Raw genomic sequence first — 24,767 nt, forward strand, 5'->3', positions numbered from 1 at the left:
TAATTTAGAGCAACAAGCTATGGTAATTTTTGATTATTTTTTTCCTAATATTACTTACGGTGATAAAGTAATCGGAGATACTATAATACCTAAACGAGGAAAAAACTTATTATCAAAGAATGCTGTATTTGGTAAAGTCCCTGTTGTTGCAGGCGGACTTACTCCATTGACTTATCATAATATTTCTAATACTGTAGCACCAGTTCTTGCAATATCAGCATCAGGCGCTAATGCAGGATATGTTAGTTTATGGGATAAACCTATTTGGTCATCAGATTCATCTTATATTGATAGTTCAATGACCAAGGATGTTTATTTTTGGTATGTATTGTTAAAAAAAAGACAAACAGAGATATATGAATCACAAACAGGATCTGCACAACCTCATATTTATCCTAAACATATTGCTTCAATGCCAGTGTGTGATTTAAAATCTGAAGAAATATCTAACTTTACATTACTTGTGACACCTATTTTTAGCATGATTCACAACAATAAAGAAGAATCTATACAATTATCTATATTACGCGAGACTTTGTTGCCAAAACTTCTCTTCGGAGAACTAGATGTGTCCAATATAGACATTTAAACACTAAATTATTGTTTATTTCTTTATTAAGACTAATTTTATCATCTATTCCCTTTAAAATTTTAGCTATTACTTTTTGCTCTTTTATAGGGGGCATTTCAATATTTAAGCCTTGTACTACACTTGTTTGTACTCGTTGTCTTCCAGATGATCCTACCATTGATTTAATTGCTGGTTCTCTAATAATTGGACTACATACCAAGTAATAAAGATAATCTTCATCTACACCTTCTTTTGCACGAAACACAATATATTCTGTAGATCCAAATCCAATTTCTCCAGGCTTAAGAACATTAACTTGAGCAATTTTCCCGTTCTCTAAACAAGGAGTTATTCGTGCCATAATAGTATCACCATTACGAAATTTACACCCTCCTGAAAACCCTTCGTACTCATAGGCTATAATATCTCTACAAAAAGGTTCTAGTTTATCTAATCCAATTTTTTTAGCAATAGTTCCTTTCTTTAACATCTCACGAGGGTTAATGTATGCGATTTCTTCCATTTTTTTTATTTGCCAATTACACTTCATACCCAATGGCCCCCAGATTTTTTCTAATTTCTTCTTCTAATTCACGTGACTGTTTAAACATATCAGAAAGTTCTGATGTTAATCTTGCCATTTTTTCTTCAAATGGTTCTCCATCATCTTCTTCCTCTTCTATGCCTACATATCGGCCTGGGGTTAATATATAATCTTGTTTTGCCATATCTTCTATAGTGGCAATGGCAGAGAACCCTTTTTTCTCCTCAAGCACACCATTTTGAAAGTCTTCAAATGTTTTTGCTAATAAGTCAATATCGCCAAGTGTCCCATCTTCTTGAATCCCTTCAGTAAAGTCTCTATGTTTCCGGTCCACCATATAGCCCATTTTTCTAGCATCAATAAACAGAGTTTTTCCCTTTTGTTTCTTATTTTTAGTAATGAACCACAAGGTTACAGGTATTGTTACACTGTAAAATAACTGTGTTGGTAAGGCAACGATGCCTTCCACTAGATCATCCTCAATAATCCGTTTCCGTATTTCCCCTTCTCCTGATGTCTGAGATGATAGGGCACCATTGGCAAGCACAAGACCTATTTTTCCATTCGGAGCTAAATGATGAATCATATGTTGTATCCACGCATAGTTTGCATTACCTGCTGGCGGCATACCATATTTCCATCTAACGTCCTCTTTTAATTTGTCCGCTCCCCAATTAGATAAGTTAAATGGTGGATTTGCCATAATAAAGTCAGATTTTAACGTTTGATGAATATCATTAAAGAACGTGTCACTATGGTATGCTCCAAAATTGGCATCGATTCCACGGATTGCCATATTCATTTTAGCCATTTTCCATGTATCTGCATTAGACTCTTGTCCATACACAGAAATACTTCCACGATTATCACTATGCGCTTGCACAAACTTTTCACTTTGCACAAACATACCACCACTGCCACAGCATGGGTCATATACTCGACAGTTATTAAATGGTTTAAGTATAGAAACGATCGTTTTTACAATACTTGGTGGCGTATAAAATTCCCCACCTTTAGTTCCTTCATACGCCGCAAATTGAGCAATGCAATATTCATACGTTCTCCCTAATAAATCCTTACTCGCCTCGGTGCCATCCATTTTGACTTCATTCGTAAATAAATCTACTACTTCACCTAACACTCGTTTATCTAAATCCGGATTCCCATAATTTTTAGGCAATACATTTTTCAAGCTTGCATTTTCTTTTTCAATTGCCCTCATTGCTTCATCAAGAACCGTTCCAATTTCTGGAGTATGTGCTGCAGAGGCAATCTTACTCCATCGAGCCTCTTCCGGCACAAAGAAAATATTTTCTTCTGCATAAGCATCTCTATCGTTTTCGAATCCATCTCCTTCTGCTACTAACTCATCATATCTTTTTTCAAAAGCGCTTGAGATATAACGAAGGAATATAAGACCAACTATTACTTTTCTATATTCAGCCGCTGGAATATGCCCCCAAAGAATACAAGCTGCATCCCATATTTGTTTTTCAAAACCTATATTCACATTTGTTTTTTTTGCCATTACTATACTCCGCTCCATTCAACCATACAGCTTCAATCTTATATAGGTGCATCTACTCAGAAATAATATACATCATATACTTCAATTACTATTCAAGTTTTTATTGTATTATATATTCTTTCTGCTAACCATCATATTACTTACTCTATATTATAATATGCTATCCAAGGATTTTCCAACTATTTCATCCCCCTAAACATGTCTACGTATTTGTTTACATTAAAATATCATATAAACCGACATTTTACCGACATTTTACCGACATTTTTATCAGTAATACTCTTTTAATTAAATAATACTAATATCCCCCACCAACTCTAATACAACACAAAAGCCAGCAGTTCCTAAGTTCTACTGGCTTTCAGTCTATTTACTTTATTCCCACTCAATGGTTGCTGGTGGTTTACTTGTAATATCGTACACGATACGGTTAATGTGGTTTACTTCGTTCACGATGCGGCGGGAGATAGTATCCAATACGTCATAAGGGATACGTGCCCAATCAGCTGTCATAAAGTCAGTTGTAGTTACACCGCGCAATGCCAATGTGTAATCATAGGTACGGAAGTCACCCATAACACCTACTGTGCGTGTGCTTGTTAACACTGCAAAGTATTGGTTAATGGAACGATCTAAACCAGCTTTTGCGATTTCATCACGGAAAATGTAATCCGCATCACGCAATACGTCCAGTTTATCTTTTGTCACTTCACCCATGACACGAATCGCAAGACCTGGTCCTGGGAATGGTTGACGCCATACTAGGTAATCTGCCAAACCAAGTTCAGCACCTAATTGACGAACTTCGTCTTTGAACAAGTTGCGAAGTGGTTCGATTAAACCTTTGAAATCCACTACTGCAGGCAATCCACCTACGTTGTGATGAGATTTAATGACTTCTGCTTCACCAGTACCAGATTCAATCACATCTGGATAAATTGTACCTTGTGCTAAGTAATCAACAGAACCAATTTTGCGACCTTCGTCTTCGAATACACGGATAAACTCTTCACCAATAGCTTTACGTTTCGCTTCTGGATCTTCAAGACCTGCTAATTTTATTAAGAAACGTTCTTCTGCATCCACACGAATGAAGTGCATACCAGAATCTTTAAACGCCGCTTCTACTTCGTCACCTTCGTTTTTACGCATCAAACCATGGTCAACAAAGATACAAGTCAATTGGTCGCCTACAGCTTTGGAGATTAACGCCGCTGCTACGGAGCTATCCACACCACCAGATAATGCCAATAATACTTTGCCATCACCTACTGCATTGCGAATCTCTTCAATAGCAGTTTTTGCATAGTTTGCCATCGTCCATTGGCCTGTGCATCCACATACTTCATACAAGAAGTTGTGCAACATTTCTTTACCATGTTCTGTATGTAATACTTCTGCATGGTATTGCATAGCATATAAACGACGCTCTTCGTTTTGCATGGCTGCTACAGGGCAATCTTTTGTATGTGCCACGATTTTGAAACCTTCTGGCACTTCTGCCACATAATCTACATGGCTCATCCATACGATTTCTTCTTCTGAAAGTCCTTTAAATAATGGTGAGGACACGTCCACATGAGTTGGAGTTTTACCAAATTCACGTGTTTCCGCAGACGTTACATGACCACCTAATGTATGTGCCATAAATTGCATACCATAGCACATACCCAATACTGGAATGCCAAGTTCAAATACTTCCGCTTCCATTTTAGGAGCATTGTCTTCGTATACGCTAGCAGGACCACCTGTGAAGATGATACCTTTTGGCTGTAATTCTTTAATTTTTTCTAATGCTTTATTGTACGGATATACCTCACAATACACATTATTTTCACGTACACGACGCGCGATCAGTTGGTTATATTGACCACCAAAGTCAACGACAACAACCATCTCTTTTTGTTCCATTCTGTCCTCCCACAATCTTCTGTTTATAACTTCAATATATAAACACTATATATTAAATATTATACCCTATGCACTAAATTTTGACTAGAATCGGAAGTCACGTTCTCCCTCTTCCATTTGCGCAATATAAGCTTTGGATTTTTCTTTCACTAGATCATTTTTAATGGAGTCTAATTGCACGTCGATAACAGCCGCACCAACAGCTTTTGTTTCCTCATCTGCATAGTCTAGTAAATATTCTTTCAATGTCATCAATGCATTCGGTTGACAACAGTTAGAAATTTGTCCACTCTTAGCCAGTGCCATAAAGCGGTCACCTGTACGTCCTTCACGGTAGCAAGCCGTACAGAAACTTGGTACATATCCTAATTGTAATAACCATTCCACAATTTCATCCAAGGAACGGCGGTCACTCGTATCAAATTGAGCAGAATTTTCTTCTTCTGGTTCTTCTTCTACATAGCCACCGACAGATGTACGAGACCCTCCAGAAATTTGCGAGATACCTAAGGCTAAACCACGCTCACGCATAGCTTGACTTTCACGAGTAGACATAATCATACCTGCATACGGTGCAGACACACGAATCAAAGCTACAATTTTTTCAAAAATATCGTCTGGTACAGCATTACTGAAATCATCTACATCGATATCATCAGCTGGACAAATTCGAGGCACACTGATCGTATGCGGGCCTACACCAAACTTCGCTTCTAAATGTTCTGCATGCATCAACAAGCCTACGAAGTCATATTTGTAGTGTTCCAATCCATAAAGGACGCCAATGCCCACGTCATCAATACCTGCCTCCATAGCGCGATCCATAGCCGTTGTATGGTATGCATAATCGCTCTTAGGGCCTGTTGGATGAAGGGTTTCATAGTTTTCTTTATTATATGTTTCTTGGAACAATGTGTACGTACCAATACCTGCCTCATGTAATTTTCGATAATCTTCCACTTCACAAGCCGCAATATTGACATTGACACGACGAATTTCTCCATTATCTTTTTTGATGGAGTAAATCGTATCAATACATTCCAAAATATATTCCAGTGGATTTTCTAATGGATGTTCACCAGATTCGATAACAATCCGTTTATGCCCCATGGCTTCTAAGGCCATCACTTCTTCACGCACTTGATCTTGGTTTAACTTTTTGCGAGTGATGGTTTTATTTTTTGCATGGTATGGGCAATAAACACAACCATTGATACAATAGTTTGATAAATACAAAGGAGCAAATAATACAATTCGATTGCCATAAATCGCTTGTTTAATCTCTTTTGCTAAAGCAAATAATTTTTCCTTATATTCTGGCAAGGGACATTCTAACAGTACCATCGCCTCACGGTGATTTAATCCTACACGAGTTTTTGCCTTTTCTAATATAGCATCCAATAAAGGACGGTTTTCCTTATTTTCTTCTGCATATTGTAAAGTGGCTAGAATCTCTTCGTGATTAATAAATTCTTCCGCCTTGGAAGAGTGTACATCATACATAGTAAACTCCTTTTCTACTGACTTAGTAGATCTATGATAGCCTACATCTTTCTAGGCTTTGTCCTAACATAAGCGCTATACCGATTTTATTAGATATAGCCTTTCTTTTATTATACTCCACTTATGAATTGATGTATATAAAATTAGTGTACATTATGAAAGCAAATATTAATACTATGTATGCATAAACAGAAATATACATCTATTCATTTGTTCATTTTGAAAGTTTCCTGCCCCATGCAAACAAAAAAGGCCACCAGATATTACTATCTAGTGACCTTTCATATGTGTTATGATTAAGCTTCTACAGGGTATACAGAAACTTTACGGTTATAACGACCAGCACGTTCAAATGCTACACGGCCAGGAACCAATGCAAACAAAGTATCATCTTTGCCGATACCTACGTTAGCGCCTGGATGGAAATGTGTACCACGTTGACGAACTAGGATGTTACCACTTTTTACAGTAGAACCGTCATGGCATTTAACTCCAAGACGTTTGGACTCGGAATCACGACCATTTTTTGTACTGGAAGCACCTTTTTTAGATGCGAATAGTTGTAATTGGATATTGAATAACATGTAGTTCACCTCCTATTGTTCACTCACTCTAACAAAATCACTATATTGATCCGCCACATTCTTGATACCAAGAAGCATCGTTTCTAATATAGTTTGTCCTCTTTCAGTAACGGGTTCTGAAAGTAGGATATGTAACTCACCGTCTTCTATTTTGTACTCCATGGATTGCTTAGCTACCTCATGAAGACCTAAGATCGATGTCTGTGAAAGCATGGATATAGCGGCACATACAATATCTTCTCCGTAAGGACCTGCTTCAGCATGTCCTCGAAAATGACATTCTATGATTTGCCCTAATCGATTGCGTTTCACATCAATGTGAGTCATGATACTTACGCCTCGATTTTTTCGATGCGAACTTTAGTGAATGGTTGGCGATGGCCTTGACGACGACGATAGTTGGATTTCGCTTTGTATTTGAAAACCAAGATCTTTTTCGCTTTACCATGTTCAAGTACTGTACCAGTAACTTTTGCACCGTCCACAAGTGGTGTACCAACTTTAACATCACCGTCTTTAACTACAGTTACAACTTCGTCAAAAGAAACAGTTCCTTCAGCTGCTACATCCAATTTTTCAATAGTGATTACATCGCCTTCGGAAACGCGATATTGTTTACCACCAGTTTTAATAATTGCGTACATTATGACACCTCCTTGTATTCGTACTCGCTGAATGCGGTTATCTAGCCGAAGCCAAATATTATTGACCTCTTCATGCGGCTTGCAATAGTTGGGCGTACCCAAACTATGACTCAATTATTATACATGACAAGCACTGTTTATGTCAACGAAAGAAACCTAATTTTTTCTATCTGTATAGACTCAATACTTGCCGCTTTCACTACCTTTACCCACAATACTTTGGCTATAGTAATACACCTATGCCCTAGGGCGAGCAAATCGATAATAGCAAAGAATTGCTGCCAAGGAACATATCACCATGGTGATTCCCATAGGAATTGCCGTATGTGACCCTCCGATCCCCACGATAGGTGACACAACACCCGCAGACATCATGGAGAAAAACCCTAATAAGGCAGATGCACTACCTGCTAGGTGACCGTAATTTGCCATAGCCATAGAAAAACTAGCCGCCCCGAATAGAGACACGGTCCCTACGGTAAAGAATAAAATTGTGGTCACCACTAAGAATGGTATATTCAGTGCCATAGCTCCTAAGAACAAAGTGGATCCTAGGAATAGCACACACAAACTACCGTACAACAATTGGTAATCCTTAATAACATTACTCAAACGAGAGCTAATTATACTAAACAAAATGATACCACAACTGTTGATGCCAAATATATAACTAAATTGTTGCGCATCCAACCCAAAAATATTTTGATACACAAAGGATGATCCACTAATGTAACAAAAGAAGGCTCCAAAAGCAAAGCATTGAATACCGCATTGTCCTAAAAAAGCTTTGTCTTTTAATAGCATCTTATAGTTTTTGAGCGCCTCTTGAATGCCCCCTGCTACACGCTGTTCTGTTGGTAAGCTTTCACGGAATAGAATGGACCCCACGAGAAGAAGAATCGCAAAGCCTGCTAAAACGACGAAAATGAATCTCCACGTTTCATATGCCAAAATTTGTCCTCCCACTAATGGAGCAATAACAGGCGCCAAGCCATTGACCATCATCAATGATGCCAACAACTTAATTAGAGCCGCCCCCGATGCATGGTCACGAGCGATAGCTTTAGAGATAACTACTCCAAAGGAACCAGTCACACCTTGCAAAAATCGACCCAACAAGAGTACTTCAATATTTGGTGCATAAGCGCAAACAATGGTAGCTACTACGCAAAGTAGGTTTCCCACAATGAGTAGTCTCTTGCGACCTAGCACATCGCTGATAGGTCCTGCAAAGAGTTGTCCCACTGCAATACCGATGGTCATAATGCCGATGGTCATTTGAATATTTGATGCCGATGTATCCAGTTCTCCAGGCATAATTGGCAAGGCTGGCAAATACATATCCGTCGCCAATGGCGTTACCGCTGTGAGCAATCCTAAGAATATAATTAAAAACAATGAAACAGACTTACTTTCCTTCATGCTTTTCCTTTCTAACAATCTCCGCATTGCGAAGCAACACTTTTTTTCCTCGCCAAGCCCATGCTTTGTGGCCGTACTTCGCTTTAAACTCCTTATTCGTCATTCCTTCTAATTCCTCCACCTCAATGTAGGATGTAACCTGTTGAAACTCTGGTATAGGCGTCATAGGAATATCTCGATTGTGGGGGCACACCTCCTGGCATACATCACACCCAAAAATGAGAGGTGTTTTACCAATAATTCGTTCTTCTTCCTCTGAAAGTTCCCCTTTACATTGGGTAAGATAACTTTTACAGGTTCGATAATCTAAATGATCTCCTTGTAAGGCCTTACCAGGGCAAGCACGCAAACAAGCACCACATTGCAGACAGCTCTGTGCAAGCGGTACAGAAGGAGACAATTCCAACGTCGTCATAATAGTGCCAATAACAGTATAGGAGCCCCACGTAGGGTTGATAAATGTTTGGTTCCACCCATAAAACCCCAAGCCTGCCAAGTATGCCATATACCGATCCGCTAAAGGTGACGTATCACAATGAATTTCGTATATTTCGTCAGGATAGCGCTCACGCAAAATATCCACCAGTCGTTCCAAATACTGTCGTACCACAACATGATAATCATCGCCCCAACAGTACCTAGCTAAATTCGTCACTCCTTCCCTAGGCATATAATAAGGAAACAAACAGACTATCGCGGACTTCGGTGAAGCAATAGTCGTGGACCCCTGCAATCGTTCTTCAATACTTCCATTCGTAAACGGACAAGGATAGGGCGTATCCAAATGTAACGACGCCTCCACCGGCAATGGCCAAGACGCCACCCCCACCGCAGGAATATTTAATTGTATCGCTAATTCTTCAAGTTCTAAATTTGTCATGCATTCATTATACTATACAATCCATAGGTTTTATATATAAACAGCCACTCATATATCATACCAATTCCGAACAAAGACTATGCATTTGGGGAAGCTTTATTTTAAATTATAGTTTTCTCTGGAAGTACTATCAAAAATTCAAAACCAATCCCGCTCCCTAAAGAATGCAGTTAAGCATAGCAGCCTTGCTGCGAGATTTACTGACCGAATCAAAAAACAAGAAGAGCACGGTGTGCTCCGAACAAACATTATGAAATACCGTTTGTGAGGAGTATACCGTGCTCTTCCCATTGCCCTATTCAATTAACACGCTGCAAGCTGCATAGATTAACAAGTGACGTATTGACTAAATGAACTCAAAAGTTTTATCCTATAACATATTACTAATTACTTTTATCATTCAACACAGGAGGAACAATATGTCTATAGAACTACGAAAAGTTGCCATTATCGGCACTGGTCATGTGGGCTCCCACGTGGCATTTTCCCTTGCCACACAAGGTGAGGTTGACCAATTATACATGGTAGACATCGACAAAGACAAAGCCATTGCTCAAGCCACCGATATTAATGATGCGGTAAGTTACTTACCACATCGTGTAGAAGCTATCCCTTGCGAACCTGAAGATATCGGAGACTGCGATATTCTCGTTATTTCTGCAGGTCCTCTACCATCCCCAGAACAAGATCGACTAGATACACTAGGGTCTACCATAGAAGTATTGCGTGAATTCCTTCCTCGTGTGAAAGCCTCGGGATTCAACGGTTTCATCGTTAGCATTTCCAATCCTGCTGATGTGGTAGCTGCCTATGTACAAGAATATCTAAACTACCCAAAACACAAAATCATCTCTTCTGGCACATCCTTAGACTCTGCTCGTTTGCAACGATTAGTAGCTGAACAAATCCACATACATCGTCGCTCTTTATCTTGCTATGCTATGGGTGAACACGGTGGTAGCGCTATGGTCCCTTGGTCTCACGTTACTGTATCTGGTAAACCATTGAAAGAACTTCAACAAGAGCTTCCTCACCGCTTCCCAACCTTTGATGAAAATGCCCTAGTAGAACAAATGAAATACGGCGGCTACCTCGTCCTCATCGGAAAAGGATCCACAGAGTTTGGTATCGCTGCATCCGTTACAGAAATCATCCGTGCTTACTTCCACGATGAACAAAAAGTATTACCTCTATCGTGCAAACTAGAAGGCGAATACGGCGAACACAACGTCTTTGCCTCCGTCCCTGCCATCATCGGCAAAAACGGCATCGAAGAAATCTTGGAATTGCACCTAACCGCTGACGAACAAAAAGCCTTCCACAACTCTTGCGAACGCATTCGGGAATATATTAAACTAGCACACACACTATAATTCCCTGAGGAACGCAGTCATGCGTAGTAGCCCTGTGGCGATCCTTACTAGCTAAATTATAAAAATACAGAAACGAGCAACATGTTCCTGAACAAACATTATGAAATACCGTTTGTGAAGGAATGTGTTGCTCGTTTCCCTTTGCCATATTTTCTTATAGCCGCCACAGAGTACATAGCATTACAAGAGTCGATACATTATGAAATACCGTTTGTGAGGAGTATACCGTGCTCTTCCACATCCCCCACCCCTGAGCAAGGCCCTTATGCGTAGTAGCCTGTGTGGTATTCCCTATGCCAAAATAAGACAAATGCTAGAAGAGCACGACATATTCCGGAGCAAACCTAACCACTGTATCAGTTCGGGTCGGAATATGTCGTGCTCTTCCACTCCCTGAGCGGCGCAGTTACGAGTAGTAGCCATTGTGGCCCCCTTTTTACTAACTCACACAAACGCAAGAAGACCGCAACATGTTCCTGAACAAACCTAACCACTGTATCAGTTTGAGAAGGAATATGTTGCGGTCTTCCATTTGCTAATAAACGCGCCACAGGCTACATAGCGGAATTACTTAGCGAACCATTTGGAGTAAATTTTATCATATGTTCCATCTTCACGCATTGCTTTCAAAGCTTCATTAACTTTATCACGTAATGCTGTGTTAGATTTATTGAACCCTAATACGAATGGAGGTGCATCTGTGCCTTCTCCTACCAATTTAAGATCTTTGTCTGCACCTTGTTTCAAGTAATACATAGCCACTGCTTGGTCAATGATAGCACCATCAATCGTACCTGCTTGTAATGCCATGAAGATATTGCTATTAGAATCCATTTCTTTTACATCTGTACCAGGGATTGCTTTTGCCATTTCCACAGGTACTGTACCAATTTGAACCCCTACACGTTTATTAGCAAGATCATCCATTTTTTTGATATCCGTATTATCTTTACGAACAATAGTGATGAAACCGCCTTCTTTGAAGTATGGCTCAGAGAATGCTAATGCTTTTTCACGTTCTGGAGTTGCATTAATACCAGCTGCAATCATATCAATATTGCCAGATTGTGTAGCAGGAATCAACGCATCGAATCCCATGCTGACAAACTCTAATTTTAAGCCTAACCGTTTGGCTACTTCTTCACTTAAATCTACATCAAAACCAATATATTTATTAGTATTTTCTTCTGCAAATTCAAATGGAGGGAATGTGGTTTCAGAACCAACTTTCAACACCCCTGCTGTTTGTGTTAACTGCGCTTCTTTTTTATCACTACCACAACCAGCTAGCAAACCTACACTAAGAACAGCTGTACATAGGATAAGACCTAGTTTTTTCATGCTAATCATAATTACCTCCCAGAATATATTCACTACTTATGATTATTTATACATAAATTATACCACACAATTATTAAATAGCAAGTATTTTTTATAAAGTTTCTCTTTATAAGTATATCACTATTTTTATTTTACTCTACAAAAGATATTTACTATAATACCATCAAATACATCAAAGGGAAGTTGAACAAAACATATCAACTTCCCCCTGGGTTCATTATTTTAATACGTAAGACTATAACAGCATAATTATTTCACAATTAGTTACAATCCCTACCTACAATACTAACTACTATTACTTAATATTAGGCATTATAAAAAGTCTTTAATTTTATCTCGTTTCCCACGATTCCGCAGTTTTGTTAAAGCTTTTCCTTCAATTTGACGAATCCGTTCCCGTGTCACATTAAAGAATTGACCAACTTCTTCCAATGTGCGTGGCTTCCCATCTTTTAAACCAAAGCGTAATTCTAACACTTGTTGTTCTCGATCTGTTAAGCAACTAAATACTTCAACAATTTGTTCTCGCAACAAAATAAAGCTAGCCGCATCATCTGGAGCTACCGCATCTTTATCTTCTAAGAAATCTCCTAAATGGGAATCTTCTTCTTCCCCAATTGGCGTTTCTAAAGAGACTGGCTCTTGAGAAATTTTTTGAATTTCTCGAACACGCTCCACTGTAATGCCCATGCCTTCAGCAATTTCTTCTGGACTTGGTTCACGGCCTAAGTCTTGTAATAATTGACGCTGAATACGTACTAATTTATTAATCGTTTCTACCATATGTACTGGAATACGAATGGTTCTAGCTTGGTCAGCAATCGCTCTTGTAATGGCTTGACGAATCCACCATGTGGCATAGGTAGAAAATTTATATCCCTTTGTATAGTCAAATTTATCTACTGCTTTAATAAGCCCCAAATTGCCTTCTTGAATTAAATCCAAGAACAACATACCACGGCCTACATAACGTTTTGCAATACTTACCACAAGACGCAAGTTAGCATCAATCAATTTCTGTTTCGCGCTACTACCTAAACGAACTTCTTTATAGGTAGCTCCTTCTTGATTACCTGCCTCAATTTGTTGTGCCAAAATGATTTCTTCATCACCAGATAGCAATGGAACACGTCCAATTTCTTTCAAATACATACGCACTGGATCATCAATATTCATCCCCTCAGGAATAGATAAATCAAGATTAATCTCTTTTTCTTCATCATCTTCTTCCGTAGCAATATCGATGTCACTAGTTAAATGTTCCACATCCACATCTACATCAACTTCGACTTCTATATCCTTATCTAATAATTCATCATGTAGATGCAAGTCACTTTCAGAAGCATGCTCATCATCAGGAATGACTTCAATATTTAAATTATTAAATATTGCATACATACTATCAAGCTGCTCTGCTGTTACTTCCATTTGTTCTGAAAGTGCATCAGAAATTTTCTTAGCTGTAATGACGCCTTCTCGTTTCGCATCTTCTAATAAAACCGCGATAATTTCTTGCACTTGCGATTCTTTTTTCTTCTTTGCCACTGTGCTCTTCCTTTCACTACATCAAGACCACTGTTTAATCAATTCTTGTAAATCCTGACACATTCGTAACTCTTCTATAAATCTAGGATCATTAGCTCTACTTAATTGGTCTGCCAATCGACTATGTTCCTTATATTGATTGCGAAGGGATTTTAATCGCACACTTCGAATTAAATTGTGCAATAATTCCTCATTCATTTCACGGTCAATTAAGACCGACCATTTGCCAAACATGTGCCAAGATTCTGCATCTAAAGCTCCTTCTAAAAGGATGTCCGACAATGTTTCACCTCTAGTTACCAAGTCACCAATCTTTTCATAATAGACGCGATACATAGGATGCGATATATCTTCTACTCCTATATATTGGCTCACTAAGGTATAAATAGTATTATCCTTACCTACCCAGTACAGCAATTCTTCTTCATCTGTGAAATGTTCCTTAGGCACATTAAGATCCTGCTGTTTTAATTCTATATTTCCTTGTCGAAGAAACTGCCTAAAGTAAGTAATGATAGTACTCACATCTAACCACAAAGGTAATGCCATAGCTTTTAAATATTCATCACGGCGCACTTGGCTTTCATGGCCCGCAATAAAGGGGAACATATCTCCCAAAACAGATCGTTTTCCTTCTACCGAATTAGTATCGTGACGACGTAAGCTTTCATTCAGTAAAAACTCAAAATCTCTTGGCGATGTATCCACCAATTCTTGCCATGCTTCAGGACCGTGATTTTTGATAAAATCATCTGGATCCTTTCCATCAGGCATAGATACTACCTTAACAGAAAATTCTGTATTTTGCAATAATTCGATAGCACGCTTAGCCGCTGTACGACCAGCTCCGTCCATATCATAGGCAAGAACAACTTCCTCTGCTTGACGCATTAATAACCTACCATGGTCTTTCGTATAGGCCGTACCCAACGATGCCACTACATTCGTAATGCCTACATTATGACAACTCAGTACATCCATATATCCCTCTACAAGGACTGCTTGTTTCTTTTCACGAATGCTACGGTAGGATTGATAAAAGGCAAATAATAAATGTCCTTTATTAAATATTTCCGTTTCTGGGGAGTTCAAATATTTCGGATTACTGTCATCAATAACACGACCACCGAAGCCTAACACACGCCCCTTTCCATCCATGATAGGAAACATCACACGTTTTCTAAAATAATCGTATATTTTACCTTGCTCATTTTTACGGCATAACCCTAACTCTAATAACAAATTAGGGTCCACTCCACGTCCAATAAAGGCACTGTATAACTTATCCCATCCATCTGGAGCAAAACCTAAGCGAAACTTTGTTATAGTCTCCATGGATAGACCTCGTTTTAGTAAATAGTCTAAACCCTGTTTTCCTAACTCTGTTTTTACTAAACAATTATGAAAGAAATTTGTAGCTAGTTCATTCACTTCATACATAGATTCCATACGGGCCATACGTTTTCGTTCTGCTGATGATACGGTCCGTTCTGGTAAAGCAATGTTAGCACGATTAGCTAATCTTTCTATCGCTTCTGGAAACGTTAAATTATCATATTTCATTAAAAAACTGATAACATTCCCCGATTCTCGACAACCAAAACAATAAAAAAAGCCCTTTTCAGGGGTCACACTAAAAGAAGGTGTCTTTTCATTATGAAATGGACAACAACCCCAATAGTTTTTCCCTTTCTTCTTTAATGGAATATGCTCAGAAATGACAGATACAATGTCATTGGCATCTTTGACTTGTTCAATTATATCATCATCGAAAAACTTGCTCATGTCATTCTCCTAAGCTATGCACTACAGTGTATTTACTAAAAAGTATAAATTATATATACGTTCTCTATCTATACTATTCTACACAAATAAAAAAACTCCTACTTACAGATACTTTCTTTTTCTTCACACTATATATGCAATTCATATATAGTGTGAAAAAAAAGAAGTTAGAGCAGCCAAAGGCTGCTCCAACCACTTATGTAGACTATTTTTTCGCGTAATCTACGACTCGTGTTTCACGAATAACCACAACTTTAATTTGTCCTGGATATTCTAATTCATTTTCGATTCGTTTAATGATGTCACGTACCAACAAGTTCGCTTCCACATCATCCACTTTATCTGGTTTTACCATAACGCGAATCTCTCGACCTGCTTGGATAGCAAAGCATTTTTCAACGCCTTCAAAAGATTCAGCGATTTCTTCCAACTTAGATAATCGTTTTAAATAATTTTCTAATGTTTCGCGTCTAGCTCCTGGTCGTGCTGCAGAAATAGCATCTGCTGCCGCTACCAATACAGCCTCTACAGATTTAAACTCTTCATCACCATGATGAGCGCCAATACAATTTTGTACCAATGCGCTTTCATGATATTTTTTAGCAAGATCTACGCCAATTTCCACGTGAGATCCTTCAATTTCATGTGTTAAGGCTTTGCCTAAATCATGTAATAAACCGCCTCGTTTAGCCAGTACTACATCGCAGCCTAATTCCGCTGCCATCATACCTGCTAAATGAGATACTTCTACAGAATGTTTTAGTACATTCTGTCCATAACTAGTACGATATTTTAGTCTACCTAAAATACGAATCACTTCTGGATGTAAGCCATGTACATCTGCTTCAAAAGTAGCTTGCTCGCCCGCTTCTTTTATAGTTGTTTCCACCTCACGGCGTGCTTTTTCAACCATTTCCTCGATACGAGCTGGATGGATACGTCCATCTACAATGAGTTTTTCTAAAGCAATTCGTGCTACTTCGCGACGAATTGGATCAAATCCGGATAAAATAACTGCTTCTGGTGTATCATCAATAATTAAGTCAATACCCGTCAACGTTTCTAAGGCGCGAATATTACGGCCTTCACGACCGATAATACGGCCTTTCATCTCATCATTTGGCAATGTCACCACAGACACTGTAGATTCTGCTACATGGTCAGCTGCACATCGTTGAATGGCCATAGAAATAATTTCTCTGGCATTCTTTTCCGCCTCTTCTTTTGCTTGTTGCTCAAGATCTTTAAGCATCACAGCAGTGTCGTGACGAATCTCTTGTTCTACTTTTGTCAATAAAATTTGTTTTGCTTCATCAAAGGTTAAGCTAGAAATTCGTTCTAACTCTTCCATTTGTTGTTGATGCAATACCTCAATTTTTTCTTCCGCTTTTTCTAGATTGCGTTCCTTGTGGTGCAAGGACTCCTCTTTGCGTTCAATACTGTCTAGTTTTTTGTCTAATTGCTCTTCTTTTTGTAAAATCCGTCGTTCAAGACGTTGTAATTCATTACGTCTATCCCGATTTTCTTTATCAACATCAGCACGCAATTTATGAATTTCTTCTTTTGCTTCCAGTAACGCTTCTTTTTTCTTAGACTCCGCTAAGCGCTCGCCATCAGCAACAATACGTGCAGCTTCTGTTTCCGCTTTGTTTAGCTTACCTTCTGCAATATTGCGGCGCAATAAATAGCCTACTCCAAGACCAATTAATACCATGACTACGGCAATAATGCTGTATTCTAAAATCGTGTTCACCTCCCACTTGCATAAAAAAAGGAGAAGTCGATACATCCGCTTCCCCGGTTTCTCGCCCATTTTGCTTTTAAATTTTATTTTGCTTATTATTAAGGCTATTTTAATTTTAGTTCATACACCGTGGAATGTCAAGACAAAGCCCCTACTCTAAGTAGGGGCCCCATTCATAACAGATAGATTGAATTGTACTCACAGCGAATCCACGATTCTTCAAAAAATAAATTATTTTTTTCTTGCTAAACTTATCTTCTTCACCCTCTTCGATGGCTGCTAACCGCTCCTCATCGGATATGTGAAATCGTTGCTCTAATAGCTTTACCGCTACCGACCATTCATCATAGTCATCTAATACATAAGATACAGCAAGACCTCGTTCGCGCATTTTTTCACGAATGTAATAGGTACTATGCTTTTCTGCCTCCATATAGGCACGCAACGCTTCTTCCGACAATTCTTCATCATCTAAGTACGATAAGGATAGAAGTTTTTCTTCTACATCCTGTATTAGCTCACTAGGCACAGACCGTTGAGACAATTTACGCCGTAGCTCTAAGGTGCTTAAGGACCGTGGCCCTAATAAGCGCAAAGCTTGCTCCATAGCTGATGCAAATGTCCATTCCTGCTCTTTCGATGTACGAAATGCCATTATTCCATATCCACAGTTTCAGTAGTTGCTACTTCATCCACTTCTTCATCATGACCAAGCACATTCAATGGTTCTGCTGCTAATGTATCACGAATAATAGCATCAATTTCTTGAGCAATTTGAGGGTTTTCTTTCAAGAATACTTTGGCAGCCTCTTTACCTTGACCCATACGCTCTCCATTATAGGAATACCAAGCACCAGATTTTTTGATCACTTCAATATTCGCACCGATGTCAATCAATGTACCTTCGTAGGAAACGCCTTCCCCAAACATCAAATCAAATTCTGCTACTTTGAATGGAGGAGCTACTTTATTTTTCACAACTTTTACTTTTGTACGATTACCGACATGTTCTTTAGCTGAAGTCAATGCTTCCCCTTTGCGTACATCTAAACGAATCGTAGAGTAGAATTTTAAAGCACGGCCACCCGTAGTTGTTTCTGGGTTACCAAACATAACGCCTACTTTTTCACGCAATTGGTTAATAAAGATAATAACCGTTCTAGTTTTACTGATGGAGCTTGTTAATTTACGTAATGCTTTACTCATCAAACGCGCATGTACCCCAACGTGAGCATCTGTCATTTCACCATCAATCTCTACTTTAGGTGTTAAGGCTGCTACGGAGTCCACAACGATTAAGTCTACTGCACCAGAGCGAACCAAAGCCTCTGTAATTTCTAAGCCTTGTTCACCATTATCCGGTTGGGAAATCAACAAGCTATTGATGTCTACGCCTAATTTTTTCGCATATACAGGGTCTAAGGCATGTTCCGCATCGATGAAGGCAACAACGCCACCATTACGTTGTGCTTCTGCTGCTGCATGTAAAGCCACCGTAGTTTTACCAGAAGATTCTGGTCCATAAATTTCAATAATACGGCCCCGTGGGAATCCACCTACACCAACTGCCAAATCCAAGGCCAATACACCTGTAGAAATGACTTCAATGTTCATTTTATCCGCCGCTTCGCCCATGCGCATGATCGCGCCTTGACCAAAGTCTTTTTCAATTTGTTTTAAAGCCCCTTCTAAGGCTCTCATACGATCTTCTTGAGATCCGCTTTTCATATCAATTGCTGCTTCTTTTGCTTTATCCTTTGCCATTGTTCTACCTTTCTATTAATTCTTTATATACATATTGAATCGCTCGTTCCGCTACACTCTTACGGATACTAGTACGATCCCCTATAAATATCTCTTTATGTACAGTAATACCTCGTGGTGTACCAATACCGATATACACAAGACCTACTGGCTTTTCTTGACTGCCACCACCTGGACCTGCTATCCCTGTGGTCGCAATGGCATAGTCTGTACGTAATACACGAAATACACCTTCAACCATTTCCTTAGCCGTTTCTTCACTGACAGCACCGTATGTTGCCAATGTCTCTGATGATACACCTAATACTTGTTCTTTCACCGCATTTGCATAGGAAATAATACCACCCTGATAATATCCACTGCTACCACCTAAGTCAGTCAAGATTTTTCCTACTAGGCCGCCTGTACAAGATTCAGTCGTCCCTATGGTAATGCCGGTTTCTAGCGCCACCTTGTGAAAGTCTTCCAACATCGATGTATCTAAACTACGGATATCTTCCAAGCGTTCTAATAGGATAGACCTCCATGGACCTAATTTCTCCTGACAGTCTGCTTTTGACTCGCCTTTGGCAGTTAAGCGAATTTCAATGTATCCTGGTTTGATCAATAGTGCTATAGTTGGGTTCTGCTGATTCTGAATCAAGTCTTGCAATAGAGTCTCTAGTTGCATTTCACGATATCCATACACAGCATACCGCTCAGAATAGATCATCCCTTGCTGTCCAAAACGTCGCTCTAAAAAGGGACTCACACTTTCTATAAAAGTTCCTTGTAATTCTGATGGAGGACCTGGTAACAATACATATACCGTATCATCCTGTTCCACTACCACTGCTGGTGCCACACCTACTGGATTATGTAGTACCTTTGCCCCTTCTGGCAAATACCGATCTCGGTCAGATTCGTAAGGTTTCACCCTACCTTGTTTCTCATAAAAAGAATCTACCTCACGACCTGCTTCTTCGTGAAATACCAAAGGTAATCCTAGCGCATCTGCCAAGGATTTTCGAGTTATGTCTCCTTGGGTAGCACCTAAGCCTCCAGAACTGATCACAATATCTGCTCGCTCCCCTGCTCGTTGAAATACCTCTTTCATACGCTCAGGATTATCCCCCACCGTCGTTTGATATGCCACAGAATAGCCACGATTGTTCAGTTCTTCGCTGAGCCATTTTACATTTGTATTGACAATATGTCCTAGTAATAATTCTGATCCTGTAGAGATTAATTCTACGATCATGCTATCACCATCCTATACAGTTTCTACTACCACGTCATAAGCGAAACCTTGTGATACTTTTACAGTCACAATATCGCCTTCAGAAAGTCCTGTTACATCTTCTACATACATATTACCATCTACATCTGGAGCCTGCATTTGCAAACGTCCACGAGCCAAAAATTTTCCCGGCTCTACTTCATCGATGGCTTCAATTAGGCCTTGATGAATCGTTCCCTCTAGATCACGATTATGTTCTTCTGAAACTTGTGCTTGAATAGCCATTAATGTATGGTATCGTTCTTCTTTTACTTCTTCAGGAATTTGGTCATCCATCAGACCTGCTGGTGTACCATCCTCTTGAGAGTACGTAAATACACCCATGTGGTCAAATCGAATATCTTTTACAAAGTCTGCCAATTCTTGGAATTGTTCTTCTGTTTCTCCAGGGAATCCAACGATAAGGGATGTGCGCAATGTAATATGCTCGCTGCGATTACGAATTTTATGTAACAAAGCTACAATATTTTCCCGCGTATCCTTACGGTTCATACGTTGTAACACAGTATTGTTAATATGCTGTAGCGGCATATCGATATACTTGCACACCTTTGGCTCTGTCATGATTGTTTCTAGCAATTCATCAGAGAAGTGTTTTGGATACAAGTACAACATGCGAATCCATTCGATACCTTCAATCTTCGCCAATCGTTTCAACAACTCTGAAAGCAGCGGTGTACCATTATTCAAATCTGCGCCATAGTAGGTAGTATCTTGAGCAATTAATACTACTTCTTTCACACCTGCTTCTGCAAGCTGCTGTACTTCTCGTTCAATAGACTCCATAGATCGACTGCGATAGGCCCCACGTACTTTCGGAATGATACAGAACGTACATCCATTATTACATCCTTCAGAAATTTTTACATATGCACTATAGTCCGGTGTTGTCATCATCCGTGGCATGCCTTCATCATACATATTTGTCATACTATCCATAATACAAATACGTTGACCTTGTTGAATGGCCTCCACAGCTTCCATGATACGATTCCAAGATCCTGTTCCAATGAGGGCATCAATTTCTGGAATTTCAGTAAACAATTCTTCTTGGTATTGCTGACTTAAACAGCCCGCCACGATAAGACCTTTACAGTCTCCATATTGTTTATATTGACCAGCCTCTAATATAGTATTGATCGATTCTTCTTTTGCTTTCTCGATAAATGTGCATGTGTTGATAATAATAATTTCTGCTTTTTCTAACTCTTCTGTAATTTCATAGCCATTATCTTGTAAAGCTCCTAACATCACCTCTGTATCCACCAAATTCTTGGCGCAACCTAAACTAATATAACCTAACAACTTACTCATGGTGTATCCTTTCTAAAACGCACTTGTCGTATCCATTCTTGTAATATCTTATCTTGCTCTTCTTTCACAATCCCTGCATTCCATAACACAAGATGATTGCCCTGTCGGTCTTTATGAGATTCCACCGTTTCTCTGGTTGGCAAATAATACCTATCCCCCTCTTTCAATACAGCTTGTACCCGTTCTGAAAGTAACCAACTCACAAACGCTTCACTTTCACCAACATTACTGGATCCTTTTAGAATCCCTACGCCCATCAAATCATAAGGAGTACCTTCCCTAGGATATAAAATCGTCAAAGGATATTTATGAACCTCATAGAATTTGGCATCCGAATAATGTCCTACACTGACCTGTACATCTCCAATAGCAGCCATGCGCACTGAAGATGGCAAGGCTTTTGCATACTGTACAATACGTGGCCGCAAACTATCAAAATAGGAGATAGCACCATCCAGTCCATAGATAGCACCAAAACTATTCAATAAAGTAGTAGACGATGCATCAGCTACAAAATCAGTGACCGCTATACGCCATGGGCCCGTATAAGCTAAGGAAAACCAAGTGTTTACATATTTTCCCTGACCGCTATAGAAGGTATCGTGTAAGGCTAAGACATAAGGATCATACCATATCCCTACCCATTGCTCATCCGGGCCGTGGAATACTGTATCTACCGAATACGTTAAAGTAATTGGCAATCTACGAAAGGCTCCATGCTCAACCCCTTCACTGAGATTGGATTTTGTAGAAATCACAAGATCCCCTTGTTGCTCTGCTTCTGGCAAAGCTAACCGTGTACCCATTTGATTCTGCGGTATGGGAATAACATGTACTCTTACTTGTGCCTCTCTTTCGTAGGCCTGTCCTATAGCCTTCAAGACGTCAGGGTCCCCATCTGTATAGATAGTAATTTCTGCTCTTGTAGAAATCACACGTTGATCCACTTGATCTTGTTTCATATCATTAAGCCACAAGCCTACACTAAACATACCTACTACTACTAGTACATACACCATAAGCAATCGTAACCGTTTCATAGATTCACCTCCTTTACCTATTAGAGATACCTAACCAAAATTCCTTTTTTTTCATACCTTTATTTTTTCGATTTCCTATACCAGTTTTAGAACCACTATTTGTACGTCCTTCCCCTTGCACAGATCTTTTTCCTCTACCTGTTGGTTTCACTCCACCCTTAACTGAAGTTCTAGTATTATCAGATTTTGGTGCATTCCGTTTTATACATCGCGGAGGAATTAAGCATAATGGTCCAAAACCGATTAAATCTCTGCGATTTGCTTTGATTAAGGCTTCTTTTACTAATTCATAATTATCTTCTCGTTTATATTGCATCAAGGCTCGTTGCATAGCTTTATCTCTGCCTTTTTTAGCCACATATACAGGCTCACCTGTAAGGGGATTGATTCCTGTGTAATACATGGCGGTCGATAAGCTACCTGGAGTAGGAATAAAATCTTGCACCTGTTCTGGAGTCATATTTTGATCTCGCAAAAATTCTGCCAATTCAATAGCATCTTCTAATGTACAGCCTGGATGAGAACTCATAAAATAAGGCACCAAAAATTGTTGTTTACCTAATTTACGATTCGCCTCATCAAACCAAGATTTAAATTTTAAGAAGTAACTTTTATTGGCTTTCCCCATGATGGTCGTTACATGCTCGGATACATGTTCAGGGGCAACTTTTAATTGACCACTCACGTGATGTTCGCACAATTCTCGAACGAAGTCTTTGTTATTATCGTCCAATACATAGTCGTACCGTAACCCAGAGCGCACAAACACTTTTTTTACACCTTTTACATTACGTACTTTTCGCAAAATGCTCACATAGTCATCATGATTCGTATTTAACTGAGGACATGCTTTGGGCGCAGCACATGTTTTCCCCTTACAAGCGCCTACTTTCAACTGTTTATCGCAAGCAACATGACGGAAATTTGCCGTAGGACCTCCTACATCATGAATGTATCCTTTAAATCCATCCATAGTTGTCATACGATGAGCCTCATCTAAGATCGACTGATGACTACGATTTTGAATAATTCGTCCTTGATGGCTTGTAATAGCACAGAAAGAACAACTACCAAAACAACCACGATGGCTAGTAATACTAAACTGCACTTCTGCTAAGGCAGGTACTCCACCAGCCGCATCATACATAGGATGCCATTTTCTCGTATAGGGTAAACTATAAACATGATCCATTTCTTCCTGTGTTAATGGTAAGGCTGGACTATTCTGTACAATATACCGATTACCATGCCCTTGCGCCACTGTTTTCCCATAGTATGGATCTTGCTCATCAAATTGCATTTTAAAGGCTTTAGCAAAGATTTCTTTGTCTGCTGATATAGCTTCGTAAGATGGGCATTCAATAGCATTCTCTGGCACGGTGTTGGCAACATAACAAATCCCTTTGATGGCAGGTAATCGTTTTTGTAATTGGTCTTTATCTAAGGCTTCGGCGATTTCACGAATTTGCTTTTCTCCCATACCATAGATAAGGACATCTGCCTTACTATCCATCAAAATAGAGCGGCGCACTGTATCGGACCAATAATCATAATGGGCAAATCGTCGCAAACTAGCTTCAATGCCGCCAATAACAACAGGAACCCCTTTAAAAGCCTCTCGCATACGATTCGCATACACCACCGTAGCTCGGTCTGGGCGTCGCCCAGATTCACCACCTGGAGAATACCCATCATCACGGCGATGTTTCTTGGCTGCTGTAAATTTATTGAGCATACTGTCTAAATTACCTGCTGTCACTAAGGATGCCAATCGAGGCTTTCCCAAAACCTTAAAGGCATTCACATCGTTCCAGTCTGGCTGAGCTATGATACCGACTCGATATCCATAGGACTCTAATAATCTACCAATTACAGTAGGCGCGAAGGAAGGATGATCCACATAGGCATCTCCGCTGATAATGACAAAATCAAGTTCAGCCCACCCTCGTTCGTCCATTTCTGCTTTTGTAGTAATTAAATATTGTTCTTTCATAG

At 39.4% G+C, this 24,767-nt stretch carries 21 protein-coding genes; 2 read left to right on the forward strand and 19 right to left on the reverse strand.

The annotated features are described in order from the left end of the window. The first annotated feature begins 19 nt into the window (after positions 1-19). Positions 20-589 carry a restriction endonuclease subunit S gene (locus tag EO112_RS03020; RefSeq protein WP_127162862.1) on the forward strand — a complete coding sequence of 190 codons (570 nt, stop codon included), beginning with the start codon at positions 20-22 and terminating at the stop codon, positions 587-589. Here EO112_RS03020 and EO112_RS03025 read toward each other — a convergent pair. From EO112_RS03025 to EO112_RS03065, 9 genes are all read right to left on the reverse strand, one after another. Continuing rightward, positions 519-1,121 (reverse strand): restriction endonuclease subunit S, encoded by a 603-nt coding sequence (locus EO112_RS03025; protein ID WP_127162864.1) that lies wholly within the window; start codon positions 1,119-1,121, stop codon positions 519-521. The genes EO112_RS03020 and EO112_RS03025 overlap by 71 nt on opposite strands. Beyond that, entirely contained in the window at positions 1,111-2,643 is a 1,533-nt protein-coding gene (locus tag EO112_RS03030) for a class I SAM-dependent DNA methyltransferase (protein ID WP_127162866.1), read from the reverse strand. Before EO112_RS03030 ends, EO112_RS03025 begins: the two co-directional genes overlap by 11 nt. A gap of 375 nt (positions 2,644-3,018) precedes the next feature. Next, positions 3,019-4,554: a glutamine-hydrolyzing GMP synthase gene (gene guaA / locus EO112_RS03035; RefSeq protein ID WP_127162868.1), complete on the reverse strand. Its 1,536-nt coding sequence runs from the start codon at positions 4,552-4,554 to the stop codon at positions 3,019-3,021. Between the two features lie 84 nt (positions 4,555-4,638). After that, positions 4,639-6,057, reverse strand: a complete 1,419-nt coding sequence (gene hydG / locus EO112_RS03040; protein WP_127162870.1) for a [FeFe] hydrogenase H-cluster radical SAM maturase HydG — start codon at positions 6,055-6,057, stop codon at positions 4,639-4,641. 296 nt (positions 6,058-6,353) lie between these two features. Further along, positions 6,354-6,641, reverse strand: coding sequence for a 50S ribosomal protein L27 (gene rpmA / locus EO112_RS03045; RefSeq protein ID WP_009353004.1), 288 nt, complete (start codon positions 6,639-6,641; stop codon positions 6,354-6,356). A 12-nt stretch (positions 6,642-6,653) separates the two neighbouring features. Continuing rightward, positions 6,654-6,968 carry a ribosomal-processing cysteine protease Prp gene (locus tag EO112_RS03050; RefSeq protein ID WP_127162872.1) on the reverse strand — a complete coding sequence of 105 codons (315 nt, stop codon included), beginning with the start codon at positions 6,966-6,968 and terminating at the stop codon, positions 6,654-6,656. A 5-nt stretch (positions 6,969-6,973) separates the two neighbouring features. Next, positions 6,974-7,285: a 50S ribosomal protein L21 gene (gene rplU, locus EO112_RS03055; protein WP_009352881.1), complete on the reverse strand. Its 312-nt coding sequence runs from the start codon at positions 7,283-7,285 to the stop codon at positions 6,974-6,976. 237 nt (positions 7,286-7,522) lie between these two features. Beyond that, entirely contained in the window at positions 7,523-8,707 is a 1,185-nt protein-coding gene (locus EO112_RS03060; RefSeq protein WP_127162874.1) for a multidrug effflux MFS transporter, read from the reverse strand. Continuing rightward, on the reverse strand, positions 8,694-9,587 hold the full coding sequence (locus EO112_RS03065) for an epoxyqueuosine reductase (protein ID WP_127162876.1): 894 nt from the start codon (positions 9,585-9,587) through the stop codon (positions 8,694-8,696). Before EO112_RS03065 ends, EO112_RS03060 begins: the two co-directional genes overlap by 14 nt. A gap of 425 nt (positions 9,588-10,012) precedes the next feature. Here EO112_RS03065 and EO112_RS03070 point away from each other — a divergent pair, with 425 nt between their 5' ends. Beyond that, positions 10,013-10,960, forward strand: a complete 948-nt coding sequence (locus EO112_RS03070) for an L-lactate dehydrogenase (RefSeq protein ID WP_127163025.1) — start codon at positions 10,013-10,015, stop codon at positions 10,958-10,960. A gap of 567 nt (positions 10,961-11,527) precedes the next feature. On the opposite strand, the gene EO112_RS03075 is transcribed toward EO112_RS03070, so the two are convergent. From EO112_RS03075 to EO112_RS03120, 10 genes are all read right to left on the reverse strand, one after another. Then, complete coding sequence (locus EO112_RS03075) at positions 11,528-12,310, reverse strand: basic amino acid ABC transporter substrate-binding protein (RefSeq protein WP_127010208.1); 783 nt, start codon at positions 12,308-12,310, stop codon at positions 11,528-11,530. Positions 12,311-12,613: 303 nt separating this feature from the next. After that, positions 12,614-13,846 carry an RNA polymerase sigma factor RpoD gene (gene rpoD, locus EO112_RS03080; RefSeq protein WP_009352990.1) on the reverse strand — a complete coding sequence of 411 codons (1,233 nt, stop codon included), beginning with the start codon at positions 13,844-13,846 and terminating at the stop codon, positions 12,614-12,616. A gap of 21 nt (positions 13,847-13,867) precedes the next feature. Next, entirely contained in the window at positions 13,868-15,631 is a 1,764-nt protein-coding gene (gene dnaG, locus EO112_RS03085) for a DNA primase (RefSeq protein ID WP_127162878.1), read from the reverse strand. 205 nt (positions 15,632-15,836) lie between these two features. Beyond that, on the reverse strand, positions 15,837-17,420 hold the full coding sequence (rny, locus tag EO112_RS03090; protein ID WP_369813333.1) for a ribonuclease Y: 1,584 nt from the start codon (positions 17,418-17,420) through the stop codon (positions 15,837-15,839). A gap of 106 nt (positions 17,421-17,526) precedes the next feature. Next, positions 17,527-18,030 (reverse strand): regulatory protein RecX, encoded by a 504-nt coding sequence (locus EO112_RS03095; protein WP_126940547.1) that lies wholly within the window; start codon positions 18,028-18,030, stop codon positions 17,527-17,529. Further along, positions 18,030-19,139, reverse strand: a complete 1,110-nt coding sequence (gene recA, locus EO112_RS03100) for a recombinase RecA (protein ID WP_369813334.1) — start codon at positions 19,137-19,139, stop codon at positions 18,030-18,032. The genes EO112_RS03095 and recA overlap by 1 nt, the downstream gene beginning before the upstream one ends. A gap of 4 nt (positions 19,140-19,143) precedes the next feature. Next, positions 19,144-20,379, reverse strand: a complete 1,236-nt coding sequence (locus EO112_RS03105) for a competence/damage-inducible protein A (RefSeq protein WP_127162880.1) — start codon at positions 20,377-20,379, stop codon at positions 19,144-19,146. A gap of 12 nt (positions 20,380-20,391) precedes the next feature. Beyond that, positions 20,392-21,732, reverse strand: coding sequence for a 30S ribosomal protein S12 methylthiotransferase RimO (gene rimO, locus EO112_RS03110; RefSeq protein WP_127010213.1), 1,341 nt, complete (start codon positions 21,730-21,732; stop codon positions 20,392-20,394). Beyond that, the gene (locus EO112_RS03115) at positions 21,729-22,772 is read right to left on the reverse strand and encodes an ABC transporter substrate-binding protein (protein ID WP_127162882.1); all 1,044 of its coding nucleotides are present in this window, start codon (positions 22,770-22,772) and stop codon (positions 21,729-21,731) included. Before EO112_RS03115 ends, rimO begins: the two co-directional genes overlap by 4 nt. A 13-nt stretch (positions 22,773-22,785) precedes the next feature. After that, entirely contained in the window at positions 22,786-24,765 is a 1,980-nt protein-coding gene (locus tag EO112_RS03120; RefSeq protein ID WP_127162884.1) for a YgiQ family radical SAM protein, read from the reverse strand. Positions 24,766-24,767 lie beyond the last annotated feature (2 nt).

Source organism: Veillonella sp. VA141 (assembly GCF_003992175.1).
Lineage (GTDB): Bacteria > Bacillota > Negativicutes > Veillonellales > Veillonellaceae > F0422.